The organism is Acinetobacter sp. YZS-X1-1, from assembly GCF_000804305.1.
Taxonomy (GTDB): Bacteria; Pseudomonadota; Gammaproteobacteria; order Pseudomonadales; family Moraxellaceae; genus Acinetobacter; species Acinetobacter variabilis.
This window is the reverse complement of the sequence record NZ_JWHB01000002.1, coordinates 46,319-59,267: the sequence shown is the minus strand read 5'-3', so window position 1 is coordinate 59,267 and position 12,949 is coordinate 46,319. Positions and strand designations below refer to the sequence as shown.

At 45.2% G+C, this 12,949-nt stretch carries 10 protein-coding genes and 3 pseudogenes; 3 read left to right on the top strand and 10 right to left on the bottom strand.

Annotated features, from left to right (window positions below; genetic code table 11):
- Positions 1-81: 81 nt before the first annotated feature.
- A pseudogene (katG, locus tag RJ01_RS01560) lies at positions 82-2,271 on the bottom strand (catalase/peroxidase HPI).
- Between the two features lie 298 nt (positions 2,272-2,569).
- Here katG and RJ01_RS01555 point away from each other — a divergent pair.
- Entirely contained in the window at positions 2,570-3,013 is a 444-nt protein-coding gene (locus RJ01_RS01555) for a thiol-disulfide oxidoreductase DCC family protein (RefSeq protein ID WP_034169855.1), read from the top strand.
- 10 nt (positions 3,014-3,023) lie between these two features.
- A pseudogene (locus RJ01_RS01550) lies at positions 3,024-3,413 on the top strand (DoxX-like family protein).
- Here RJ01_RS01550 and RJ01_RS01545 read toward each other — a convergent pair.
- Positions 3,403-4,458: an MBL fold metallo-hydrolase gene (locus RJ01_RS01545; protein WP_034169854.1), complete on the bottom strand. Its 1,056-nt coding sequence runs from the start codon at positions 4,456-4,458 to the stop codon at positions 3,403-3,405. The pseudogene RJ01_RS01550 and the gene RJ01_RS01545 sit on opposite strands and share 11 nt — an antisense overlap.
- Before the next feature lie 411 nt (positions 4,459-4,869).
- Positions 4,870-5,808 carry a cation diffusion facilitator family transporter gene (locus RJ01_RS01540; protein WP_034169853.1) on the bottom strand — a complete coding sequence of 313 codons (939 nt, stop codon included), beginning with the start codon at positions 5,806-5,808 and terminating at the stop codon, positions 4,870-4,872.
- A 131-nt stretch (positions 5,809-5,939) separates the two neighbouring features.
- Between RJ01_RS01540 and RJ01_RS01535 the strand changes: the two genes are divergently transcribed.
- Positions 5,940-6,377, top strand: a complete 438-nt coding sequence (locus RJ01_RS01535; protein WP_034169852.1) for a GNAT family N-acetyltransferase — start codon at positions 5,940-5,942, stop codon at positions 6,375-6,377.
- Between the two features lie 70 nt (positions 6,378-6,447).
- Here RJ01_RS01535 and RJ01_RS01530 read toward each other — a convergent pair.
- From RJ01_RS01530 to hcaE, 7 genes and pseudogenes are all read right to left on the bottom strand, one after another.
- A pseudogene (locus RJ01_RS01530) lies at positions 6,448-7,337 on the bottom strand (DMT family transporter).
- A gap of 286 nt (positions 7,338-7,623) precedes the next feature.
- Positions 7,624-8,868 (bottom strand): 3-phenylpropionate/cinnamic acid dioxygenase ferredoxin--NAD(+) reductase subunit, encoded by a 1,245-nt coding sequence (hcaD, locus tag RJ01_RS01525; protein ID WP_034169851.1) that lies wholly within the window; start codon positions 8,866-8,868, stop codon positions 7,624-7,626.
- Positions 8,869-8,872: 4 nt separating this feature from the next.
- Positions 8,873-9,838 carry a 3-carboxyethylcatechol 2,3-dioxygenase gene (locus tag RJ01_RS01520; RefSeq protein ID WP_034169850.1) on the bottom strand — a complete coding sequence of 322 codons (966 nt, stop codon included), beginning with the start codon at positions 9,836-9,838 and terminating at the stop codon, positions 8,873-8,875.
- A 66-nt stretch (positions 9,839-9,904) separates the two neighbouring features.
- The gene (gene hcaB / locus RJ01_RS01515) at positions 9,905-10,720 is read right to left on the bottom strand and encodes a 3-phenylpropionate-dihydrodiol/cinnamic acid-dihydrodiol dehydrogenase (RefSeq protein WP_034169849.1); all 816 of its coding nucleotides are present in this window, start codon (positions 10,718-10,720) and stop codon (positions 9,905-9,907) included.
- Positions 10,721-10,722: 2 nt separating this feature from the next.
- On the bottom strand, positions 10,723-11,049 hold the full coding sequence (gene hcaC, locus RJ01_RS01510; RefSeq protein WP_034169848.1) for a 3-phenylpropionate/cinnamic acid dioxygenase ferredoxin subunit: 327 nt from the start codon (positions 11,047-11,049) through the stop codon (positions 10,723-10,725).
- On the bottom strand, positions 11,049-11,567 hold the full coding sequence (hcaF, locus tag RJ01_RS01505; protein ID WP_034169847.1) for a 3-phenylpropionate/cinnamic acid dioxygenase subunit beta: 519 nt from the start codon (positions 11,565-11,567) through the stop codon (positions 11,049-11,051). Before hcaF ends, hcaC begins: the two co-directional genes overlap by 1 nt.
- The gene (gene hcaE, locus RJ01_RS01500) at positions 11,564-12,931 is read right to left on the bottom strand and encodes a 3-phenylpropionate/cinnamic acid dioxygenase subunit alpha (RefSeq protein WP_034169846.1); all 1,368 of its coding nucleotides are present in this window, start codon (positions 12,929-12,931) and stop codon (positions 11,564-11,566) included. Before hcaE ends, hcaF begins: the two co-directional genes overlap by 4 nt.
- Positions 12,932-12,949: the final 18 nt, after the last annotated feature.

Below are 12,949 nucleotides of genomic sequence, written 5' to 3'. Positions count from 1 at the left end.
TGAGTGAATAAAAAAACCACCCGAGGGTGGTTTTTTATTGGTGTTAAATTAAAGCATCAGGAATATGAATTGTAGTTCAATTTAAGCGGCTTCACGTTGATGTTTAACATCATAACGGTCAGCGTTCATGACTTTGGTCCAGGCTTTGACAAAGTCACTTACAAATTTTTCCTTATTGTCAGCCTGAGCATAGACTTCAGAATAGGCAGGTAAAATTGAGTTAGAACCGAAGACCAGATCGACACGGGTTGCAGTCCATTTCAGGTCATGCGTTTGACGGTCACGGGTTTCGTAAAGATTTTCTTCTACCGGCACCCAGACATTATTCATATCCATCAGGTTCACAAAGAAATCATTGCTCAATACACCGACCCGATCAGTCAGTACGCCATGCTTGCTTCCACCATGATTAGCACCTAGGACCCGCATTCCACCAATTAATACTGTCATTTCTGGTGCTGTAAGTCCCATCAATTGAGTACGATCGACCAGCATTTCTTCTGGCTGAGCGGAGTAGTTCTGTTTTAACCAGTTACGGTAGCCATCATGCAACGGTTCCAGATCTTTAAATGAATAGACATCGGTTTGTTCTTGAGTCGCATTTCCTCGGCTTGGAATAAATGGCACCTGAATATCTACCCCAGCTTCCTGTGCTGCTTTTTCTACTGCGGCCGATCCGCCCAGTACAATCAGGTCAGCGATACTGACTTTTTTCTCTAGACCTGCCTGAATTTCTTCAAGTTTGTTCAGAACTTTATTCAAGCGTTCCGGTTCATTACCAGCCCATTCACGTTGTGGCTGTAAACGAATACGGGCACCATTGGCCCCACCACGATAAGTCCGTGCACTGTCCCAAGCGGTATTGATCAGCTCAAAGCGACTCAAGCCGCTATCCAGCAGTTTTTCTTTCAGGTCCGCAATTTCGCTCTCATTTAAGGTGTAATCTACTGATGGAATTGGATCTTGCCAGATCAGGTCTTCTTCCGGTACATCCGGCCCCAGATAACGAGATTTCGGCCCTAAATCACGATGGGTCAATTTGTACTAGGCACGGGCAAAAGTTTCGGAAAAATACTCCGGATCACGATAGAATTTTTCGGAAATTTCCCGATATCCCGGATCGATTTTCAGCGCTGTATCAGCATCGGTCATGATCGGATTACGGCACACATTGGTGGTATGCGCATCCAATGGGCGATCTTCTTCTTTAATATTGATCGGCTCCCATTGCCATACGCTGGCCGGGCTCTTTTTTAGCTCCCAGTCATAGGTCAGTAGCAGATAAAAGAATTCATTGTCCCAGCGGTTCGGGTTAGTCGTCCAAGCATCTTCCAGACCACTTACCATGGCATAGGCGGCATTACCGGTTTCTTCCGGGTTATTCCAGCCCAAACCCTGTAATTCGAGTGGTGCAGCTTCTGGCTCCGGTCCAAGTACATCTGCCTTATCATTTCCATGTGCTTGCCCGACGGTATGTCCACCTGCCGTCAGAGCGACGGTTTCTTCATCATTCATGGCCATACGGTCGAAGGTGGTACGCATATCCTGTGCGGTTTTTAACGGATCCGGTTTGCCGTCCACCCCTTCCGGATTGACATAAACCAGTCCCATTTGTACTGCAGCAAGAGGATTTTCCAGCGTATTCCGGTCTTCTTCATTGTTATAACGTTCGCGGGTCGCATCCAGCCATTTATGCTCTGCACCCCAGTAAATATCTTTTTCTGGATGCCAGATATCTTCACGCCCACCGGCATAACCAAAGGTTTTTAACCCGGCAACTTCATATGCGACCGTACCAGCCAGAATAATCAAATCCCCCAGGAAATTTTATTGCCATATTTCTTTTTCACTGGCCATAACAGACGGCGGCCTTTGTCGGTATTGACGTTATCTGGCCAGCTATTCAAAGGTGCAAAACGCTGATTGCCGGTATTTGCCCCCACGTCCATCCTGTTTACGGTAGGTTCCGGCCCGATACCAGGCGGTACGCACCATCATGCCAATATAGCTGCCCCAGTCCGCGGGCCACCAGTCCCGGCTGGAGGTTATCAGTTCTTTTAGATCCTGTTTAATTGCTTCCAGATCTAGTTCGCTAAAGGCTTTAGCGTAGTCAAAATCAGGGTCCATGGGGTTCGTTTTGCGGTCATGCTGATGCAAAATATCCAGATTCAGTGCATTGGGCCACCAGTCTATATTCGAGCCACCAGCGACAGTATGCGCACCTTGATAGAAGGGACATTTACTTGTGCCAGGTTGTGTAGGCTTATTCATGAAGGCTTCTCCAGCTTTATAGTTAACCTGCTTGTTTTTCCAAGCTATCTCCATTATGAGCTATTTCACCTTACTGGCTTTTTTACAGAGCTTAAAGATAGACTCACCAAACACTACAATCCTGATGCCAAGCCATAATATTGTAGTAGCCATCCAATTAAGAAAAGTTGATCACTCCCATTTTTATTTTCAAATGAGCCAAAGAATTTAAAGTGACGAACATCCTTGTTAAGAAGTTTTATATTGATGCTTGTAGCACTACACTATCAAAGCTATATCACAAAAAAGAAGTATAACGATGAGCAAAAATATTGAAGATATCATTCAAAGCCATGACATCATTTTATTTGATACGGTTTGTGTGATTTGTAATGGCTGGGCAAAATTTCTGATTAAATACGATAAAAAAATCCAGTTTAAACTGGTCTCTGCACAATCGGAACTGGGCACTGCCCTGCTTAAACACTACCAGATGTCGACAGAGCATTACACCACCATGGTAGTCATTAAGGATGGCAAACTTTATACCGAATCTACTGCTTTACCGAAGGTGATGCAGCATCTCGGTTTTCCATTTTCTTTGATGAATGCTGGCTATTTCATTCCACGTTTTATTCGCGATTTTCTATATCGTCTGGTGGCTTTAAACCGCTATAAGCTATTTGGCAAAACCGATTCTTGTCTGATTCCTTCTCACGAAAATAAATGCCATTTTCTGGAAGAGGCTGTCCGTGAATTCTGATTCTGTATTAATGCAACCGCTGCGTACAACCCAGTTTGCCTTAGCTGCACTCTGGCTGTATCAGGGCTTAGTTCCAAAAATTCTGTTCCAATCTACTGCTGAACTGTAAATCTGGCAAAATATGGGGGTTAGCCTACTGCTCGCTAAAAGCTTGGTAGGCTTATCTGGGTTGTGTGAGATACTGTTTGGTTTGTGCTTTTTAAAATGGAACAAATCCCTTCTATTACATGGTTTGAATATTGCTGGACTGGGCGGATTATTACTGCTGATCGTACTCACCGACCCTTTACAGCTTATAGCCGCCTTTAATCCTGTAGTAATGAATATCGCGATGCTGATGCTTTTTGTTATCGCCATTCAAATAATTCAACAAGAACAAAGAGAAGCCCTTAGACAATAATCCGTTTGCCTTCACGAATACAGTAAAACGGGTTAATCAGCTTGGATGAATGCTGGATAATATGCTGCAGTTCATTTTCAGGCTGGTCACGTGCTTCATCGGTGAGCTGGAAGGTTCGATAATGGATCGCCATTGAACAACGTGCCATTAAGTCCTGATGGGCATGAAAAGCATCTTCCGGATTCATGTGAATATTGCGCATCAATTCACGTGGTTCATAGGCACCGATCGGCAACAGCGCAATTCGTGGTGGCCCAAGGCGTTTTCGAATTTCCTTGAAATGCAGCGCATAACCGCTATCCCCAGCAAAATAGCAATGATCCTTGCCATTCAATAAGGAAAAACCGCCCCATAATGCACAGTTCTGATCGCGCATTCCACGTCCTGAAGCGTGCTGTGCTGGCGAATAGACAATCTGGATATCTTCAAAAAATGCATTTTCCCACCAGTCCATTTCAATGACATTATAGTCTTTAGGCAGGTACCAGCCATTGCCAAGACCAGTATAGAGCGGCATTTGATAGGTTTGATGCAGCCAGGCCAAGGTCGCCAGATCCATATGATCATAATGGTTATGGCTGAGCAATACGGCATCAATATGCGGCAGCTCATCCAGGGCAATGCCAGCAGGAATAACGCGCTGTGGCCCTCGGGATGCAAAAGGACTGGCATATTCACACCAGACCGGATCAGTCAGAAAATTATACGGCCCGATCTGGATCAGAGCGGTGGCATGCCCAATAAACCAGATTTGCCAGTCATCTAAAGTGGCTTCCGGCCGGTTTTGTGGCAAGGCACGCGGACGTGAAAAAAAATCGGCACGTTCCTGTTCCAGATTCACTTCCCAGGTGCTGGATTTTCTGGTGAATAACCATTTATACAAGTCAAAGCGACTCTGCTCGAGCGAATGATGCTCCAGGTTCTTAAACCGCTCACCATCAAAATGATCGGAATGTAGATAATCAAATACCGGCTTGGACCAGAGATGTTTCCAACTGGACTCAGTCTCAAGCTGAATTTTTTTAGTCTTGAAAAGATCTTGCATAAATATCCACTATTTATTATTTGTTATATGCAAGACAGCATCCACCTGGAATTTTCAAACGGAGCATCTCTTTAAATCGCATACAAACTTATATACTTCGGTATTCCAGCATAGTATGAAATACGTGCCTAAGATTCATTTATGTTTTTGTTATTTTTAGCAAAACATCGAGCCAATGGAAAGACCAAAACCGATGAAAATCTTCTAAAAAAATAAATACTGGTGATCAAGTTTGTGCCCATTCTGCTTTCTAAAAAGACAGGAGAATGATCGATATTCATCCGATAATTCTCACTCCATACCTGACTGTACATGATTTCATGACCTAAATTTTTATCCCGTATTCACGTAATCACGCTTGATGCCCTTCTGACTATCCGACGAAAGTTAACTGCTGAAAACTTCATTTCCTTAAATACGACCTTGAGTCCGTTCCAGCCATACCGCTTTGGTTTGAGGTTTCACAAATAGAGTAATAATTTCTGGGTGTAGCTGTTTGATTTGCGCTTCAATCCGGTTAACGCAAGCTTCAATTTCATCAGAAGTCAGATCGTCTTTGAATTCCAGACTTAAGGAGGCAATTACCTGATGTGCACCCATTTGCTCGGTTAATACACCATTGGCGCTATAGACCGCAGCATCCTGCTGGGCAATGTTAAGTACATTTTCACGCAGTCTAGGATCTGCTGTTTCACCCAGCAATAAGCCTTTGGTTTCACGTGCCAGTAACCAGGCTGATACCGCCAACACGACACCAATCAGAATAGAGGCAGCACCATCCAGTTCAGGAATATTCAGTTGATGAGCCAAGAAAATCCCGATCAGGGCAATAAAAAGACCTACTAGCGCAGCAGTATCTTCAAATAATACGGTAAAGGTGGTCGGATCTTTACTACGTCTAAAGGCTTCGAAATAGCCCATCTTGCCTTTCATTTTACGGAAGGTTCTTAAAGCCACTGTCCAGGAGAATCCTTCACACAGAATCGCAATACCCAGGACAATATAGTTGATCATCGGATCCTGCATTTCTTCAGGATGAATGATGTGCAGGATGCCTTGATAGATGGATACAATCGCACCCAGTGCAAAGACCATCAAGGCCACAATAAAGGCCCAGAAATACAGTTCACGGCCATAGCCAAAAGGATGGTGGGCATCTGGGCGCTGCTCTGCCTTTTTCATGCCGTAAAGAAGCAGAATTTCATTTAAAGTATCGACCACCGAGTGAATCGCTTCACTGAGCATCGCAGAACTATTGGTAATATAGGCTGCGACGAATTTAACCAGTGCAATAGCGAGGTTGCCAAATAACGCTGCATAGACCACAATTTTATTAGATTCAGATGACATTCAAAGTTGTCCTAGTTTTTCCTCAAACAGACGGATCTATTTGATTTTTCATTTTATCTCTTTGCATCTTAATAAACTGCTGACATAAATTGTTTATTGTTTTGTTGTTCTCATTTTTAATCGGAAACTTTATGGCTGTGATTGTCCTTACTTCTGCCGATCGGCATCCTCAGCTCCTAGAACTGTGGGAGCAATCTGTCCGGGCTTCGCATCATTTCCTGAATGACGAGCAAATTATGAAGATTCGCCAGCAGATTATCCAGCATGGTTATTTTGATCAGGTGCAACTGTACCATGTGGAACATCAGCAGCAGATTCTGGGTTTTATGGGCATTGCAGGCAGCAAACTGGAAATGCTGTTTATTTTTCCTTTGGCCTTCCGGCAAGGTATTGGCAGCCAGTTATTGCAACATGCGCTTACTCTGGATGTGACTGAAGTTGATGTGAATGAGCAGAACTCCGATGCGATTACTTTCTATTTAAAATATGGTTTCGAGATCATCAGCCGCTCAGAAACCGATAGCGAAGGGAATCCCTACCCGATTCTGCATCTACAATTGAAAAACTAAAAAGGAAGCCATGGCTTCCTTTTATGTATGAATTTACCCTAACTAATTAATCTTAAGATTTAGAAAAATACTACTCGCGCCATTCTTTCCAGAAGTACATCACGATCCCGAACATCACTACCGCAATACCGGCAAAGGCATGACTGCTGATGATTTCATTATTCAAGGTTGCACCGAGAATCAGGGCAATGATTGGCGTCATCACATTACTGAGGGATACGGTGGATGCGGCTAAACGGCGAATCAGCCAGAAGTAACACAGCATCGCCACAATCGAAGACAGGATCATGGTAAAACCAAAGCCGAATAGCGCCTGCATACTTGGCATTTGTGTTGGGAAAGATTGCCAGATAAAAAGAATGATTAGTAATGATCCCAATGAAGAAACAATCAAAGAACCGGTGGCTTGGGACATCGGTTTTAACGGCGCATTGATCTGTTTTACCCAAAAAATCGAGCTGATATAAGACACCATACTAATCAGCATCAGGACCACCCCCACGGATTCACCTTACTATCTGCTGACTCCGCAAAGACAAAACTTAAACCACCGACAGCAACTGCCATACCAGCCCATTGTAGCCAGACCAGGCGATTAGTTTTCAAGATGACATGCCCGATCAGACCTGCAACCAGCGGTGAGAAACCAAAGATCAGTGCCATTAATCCAGAGGTCAAATAATTCGCCGCCAGATAGATAAAAAGCTGCGCGCCGATCAGATTCAGACTGCCTGCCACATAGCTCATCATGGAGGTTCGATCAAATGGCAATGGATTACGCATGGCAGCCAAGATCACCAACGCCAGCACAGAAGCGCCGAAATAACGGATGATTAGCACCCACATCGGATGCACTTCCTGCACGCTCCAGACGATCGCCAATGGCGTTGCTGCCCAGATCAGCACCAGCAAGGCATAAATACTTGCCGTCACCAGCATGGGAGATGAATTTGAATTCATAAAAGACTCAATTAAATTTTTTCAGAAAGAATTGAACTAACTTCTCGCTCAAATTCACAATCAACAATACTGATGGAGGCAGGGATGCCGCCGCTAAACTGGGATATAGGGATATATCCTCAGTTTAGCAAAAGATTTTTGTTACTTTTCATCTTTGAAAAGTAAAAATTGCCTACACATACGAATGTCCATTTACAATGCAATTTGCGGCAGTGATTTTACTAAAACAGTAGCCATAAAAAAGCAGACCCAAGTTGCCCAAGGTCTGCCCTTTTGTAAACTCAGATTATTTTACAAGTTTACGTAGATCTTGATTGAGATCTAAATATTTGTCTGCTTCAAACGCTGCATTCTTACTGATCAGTTTTTTCAGGTGACGCATTTCTTTTGCCGCATTTACAGTAATACCACCAACAATAACGCCATCAGTCACACCAAACATCACGAATGATGATTCAGCGCGAAGTTCTGGATTGATTTCACCGCGAACTTGCCATTCAGCAGCAGCCATATCACCCACGAACTGGTAGTTGATGTCCAACTGATCTGTCCAGAACCAAGCTGGATTAGGCGTCGGATGTTCAACGCCCATCACATGGCGCGCAAAGATCCCTGCTTGCAGGTTGGCATTTTCCCAAGTTTCTACACGACGGTGGTTACCACAGTTACGTAATTGAGTTGCCACGTCACCCGCTGCATAAATATCTGCATTTGAAGTCTGGCAGTTTTCATTCACTTTAATCGCGAAATCAACATCCAGGCCAGCTTCTACAGCCAATTGTGCATTTGGCACGATACCGATACCATAAACTACAGCATCAGTACGAAGCTCTTCACCACCCTCAAGGGTAATCACAACTTCTTCACCGTCTTGATTTTGTTCAAGTCGGCAGTCTGCAATCTTGGTTTCCAGACGAACATCGATACCTGCCAAACGTTGTTGTTCTAACAGGAACTCGCTCAGAATACGTGGTGAACAACGGCCCATGACCATAGGCCCCATTTCGATCACAGTTACTTGGCATTCTTTGAAACGTGCAGAAGAAGCCAGTTCCAGACCGATCACGCCACCACCAATCAAGACAATACGACGGCCTGATTGCAATACAGGCACCAGTGCTTGCGAATCTTCCAGGTTACGCAGCGTATAAACGTGTTTACCCAGCGCATCGAAGTTTGGCAGACGACGTGCTGCGCCGCCAGTGGCAAGCAACAGTTTGTCATAAGCAACAACAACATCCCCATTTTGAAGTTCAACCGTTTTCGCTTCAGCGTTGATTTTTTTCACGCCATTGCCACGAATGGTTTCTACACCAAGTTCCGCCAGTTTTTCTTCTGACAAAATTTCAATCTTGGTTTCTTCAGGTTTTAGAATCACGTCTTTAGACAGTGGTGGACGCTCATAAGGAAGATGCGTTTCATCACCGATCAGAATGATTTTACCTTCGTATTTGTTGCCACGAAGTTCTAAAATGGCACTTGCACCTGCCTGGCCAGCACCTACAATTACGATGGTTTCGATGTTGCTCATGTCTTTAACCTTTTAACTCTGCAGATACGATGCCGAAGCCCGCAATCCATTCACTGATTTCTTCATAACAGTGCGTTGTCATTTCGTACTCGCCCATTTCGCTAAAAGCAGCAAATGCTGCCATCCACGAACGAACTTCCTGACCACCACGGCCACCATCACGGCGGATTTCAGCTTCAGTCATCGCTTCAAGTGCAGCGAAGTCAGCATTCTTGAATTTCTCAAGCAGTGCGATGTCCCATTCTGGGCTCAATGGAACTGCAACAGAAGTGTCGCCTGCTGCCAGTTTCTGGCCGACTGCAATGATTTTTGACTGACGTGCGTTACGTGCTTCAGGTGTCGGGTTACGACCAGCAATCAGGAACTCTTCTACTTCTGGTGGCACTGAACCCATTTGTGGTGTCGGTGGATCATGAGAAAGACCGCCTGCACCCAGGACAAGTACACGCTCATTTTCAAGGTTCAGAGATTTAATGAACTGGCCTACAGCACGACCTAAAGCGATGGTACGCTTGGTGGTCGGCATCGGTGCTGCAGCACCATTAATGAAAACTGGGATCGTTGGATAACGATCAAGTTTGCCGTTGCACAGGAAGTGCAATGGCTGAGTCACGCCATGGTCGGCTTGCATACGGTAAGAATACGCAACATCCACGCCCTCATCGAGTACACGACGAACCAAGCCCAATGCTTTGTCTTCAGGTACATCAATGTGTGCATTGTCTTTACCATAGTCCCAATCGCCTGCTGCTTTTGCACGGATGCCCACACAGAAACTTGGCATAAGATCGTAGAAGAAACCATTGAAATGGTCAGGACCAAAGGTAATGATCAGGGTTGGGTCGTAAGCTTTTACTTCAGCAGACAGTTTTTCAAACGCTTCACGAACAGCCTGTTCTTTGCGTTTTTCCTGCGGTGAAGCAAATTCCATTAAAGGACTGTGCGAAGCACAAATAAGTTTAACGGCCATGAGAGACTCCTTAAAAGGAAGGCAGCCAAGAACAGGCTGCCGAAAAGTCCATTTCAGACTAGATTTTTATTCGTCAAAGAAACCTGCACGTGGTTGACGTAAACCACGGATGCCCAGGCCGCATTCTGCGTTAATCAGAACACCAGTCAGCGGGCGGTTATTTTGACGAGATGCTAAGAGCGCATATGAACCCGTCATATCTTCCGGCTCAGGTAAGAAGTTCAGTGGCATACCACGTGCGATTTTTTCAGGATCACGTGCATCGAGCAGGCCAAGATTTTCTTGACCTAAAGATGCAGCACCTTTGATGTTCACATTCATACCTGATGGCGCAACGGCATTGACTCGGACTTTAGGTGCAAGTTCGTAAGCCAGTTCTTTCATAATGCCTACACCCGCATGTTTTGATGCAGTGTAAACCGGACCGCCACCTGCAGAGTAAAGTGCAGAATTTGACAATGTGAAAATGATCGAACCTTCAGATTTAACGAGCTCATCCAGTGCAGCTTTCGCACCTAAGATCAGAGATTTGGTGTTAATCCCCATGATCTCATCAAAGGCTTTTTCCAGCTGCTCGCCTGAAGTATTGACGATATCAGCGTAGTGATCCCAGATACCAGCATTACCCACGAAACAGTCGAGTTTACCGTAACGCTCTACAGTCGCTTTAACAGCGCGGACGTTGTCTTCATAGCTGGCCACATCACCTGCGATTGCCAGCACACGGTCACCAAAATGTGCGTTCAGTGAATCGACTTTAGACTGTGAACGTTGAAGAACGGCCACTTGTGCGCCCTCTTCCAGGAAACGTTCTACCAGTGCCCAACCGAGACCTGAACCACCACCAGTGATCAGTGCAACTTCGCCTTGTAGCCAACCCATGATTACTCTCCTGCTATCTCTACGTATAACGCACCATCTTCAAGTACAACTGGGAATGTTTGAACTGGGTCAGTTGCTGGTAAGCAAAGTGCCTGACCTGTTTTCAAACAGAAGCGAGCTGCATGAAGTGGACATTCCACTGTACCGTCGTCTTCAAGGTAGCCTTCAGACATTGAAGCATTACCGTGTGAACAGCGGTCGTTCATTGCGAAGAATTCGCCACCGTTGTTGAATACTGCAAGCGCTTCGATACCGTTTACGCCGCAATCCACTTTTAACGCTTCGCCTTCGTCTAATTCGTCAACTTGGCAAACAAAAATCTTATTCATTAGAAGAACACACTCAGGTTATGTGAGTTATAGGTAACTTGGTCAAGAGTGATCTTACGGTTGAAGATCTGGAAGCCCAGGCCGCCTTCAACTTTGCGGATCTTGTCATGACGTTTACCACAATAAATCGTAACGTCTTTCTCTTTCTGGGTACGGTACAAAAGGTATTTCACATACACATCGTATTCGCCTTCAACTTCAGTCGGCTCAACAATCACGTTGCTCACCATGTGAGTGGTACGTGATGGAGGCTCTTCAGCCCAAGCCATACCTGTTTCCAGACGAGCAACACGACGTTCCAGAAGATCTTTCGTATCGTTGAATACCCAGGTAGTAGGTGGTTCAACTGAACGACGACGGTCACGCGTTTGAGCGTTTGGTGTAGTACGTAGCGTGTAAGAAATATCTTCAGCCAGCGTGTCTAACCATTCGCGGAATTTCCAGTCATCAAGCAATTTCGCTTCACGATAGAGGAACTGACTAATCTGGTGATGAAGTTCTAAGCTGATTTGACTCATTTCATAAGCTCCTTCTCATATTCGTCAGCCGCTTTTTCCACGTCTTCCCATTTTTCATGAATCAATAAATCTGCCCAACGGCGGTACATACCACGTGCTGCAGTTTCAGAGAAAATGTAGTTGGTGATACCCGGGATACCATCTTCACGTACTTTTTCGTTGCCTTTACCCATCTCAACGATCAATTTGTTTTGACGTGCTTTGTAACCACGTAAAACTTTTTGGATTTCGATCCAGTTTTCAGAGTCATCTTGCTCCAGGAAGCCTGCAGGACCGAAGGCACGAGTTGCAGAACGTTCAAATGCTGCTTGTACATCTTCTGGCGCGTCCGCATCACAGATACAGAATGCCCAAACTTCAGTTTTGTTTGGACCACGTGGGTGCCATACCCGAAGAGTCGCAGTACCGTTCAACCAAGACAATGTAGGGAACATGGTGTTATGACCTGCAAGACGCAGTGCACGAGTTTCACCTAGGCGTTCTTTCACTTCTTCGTAAGTTTCACGGAAGTAGTTCGCTACTTCACCGTCCACCCATACGTTTGCATCTGGTTTCTCTGTGAAGAAGAAGCCTGAACCGTGACCGCGTGAACCGTATTGGATCGCGTCTTTGGCAGTTTCCCAAACTGGACGAGCAGTTTGTGCAGCACCTAATTTCTTAGAAGATTCGTCATCTGGTTTTGCACCCAGCACCTGAATCGCAGAAGCGTGAGAGAACAGTGCGTGGTATTGGTCAGATGCGAACTGTTCCGCTGCAAATTTCCAGTTACACTCGATTTCCCACTTGTGTACACCACCGATGATTTCAGTACCACCCGGACGACGGTCAACAACACCATCGAGGTACCAAGCGATATCGCCCATGTATTCTTCTAGGTCAGGAGTCGTTTCATCCCAGCAACCGAAGATCAGGCCTTTGTATGATTTAACACGATTAACTTCAACCAGACCCCATTGCTCTTTACATGCACCATGTGGGTAAGCACGCTCTTCAAGCGGGATGTCTTTTAGAAAACCGTCAATACCGTATGACCAGCCGTGGTATGGGCAAGTGAACGCACGTGTGTTACCACAGTCTGCGAAGCTTACGCGCATAGAACGGTGACGGCATTGGTTTAAGAATGCTTTGATTGAGCCATCTTTTTGACGTATCACGATGATTGGATCTTCACCCATGTAGGTATTGAAGAAATCGCCAGCCTTAGGAATTTGGCTTTCATGGCAAAGGAATAACCATGTACGACCGAAGACACGTTCAAGTTCTAATTCGTAAATGTCAGGATCTGTATAGATAGATGGCGTGATACGTCCATTTTGTGCATCGACTAAAGCGTCGATTTCGCGCACATCAATTTTTCCACTCATGAAAAGCTCTCCTGTGAC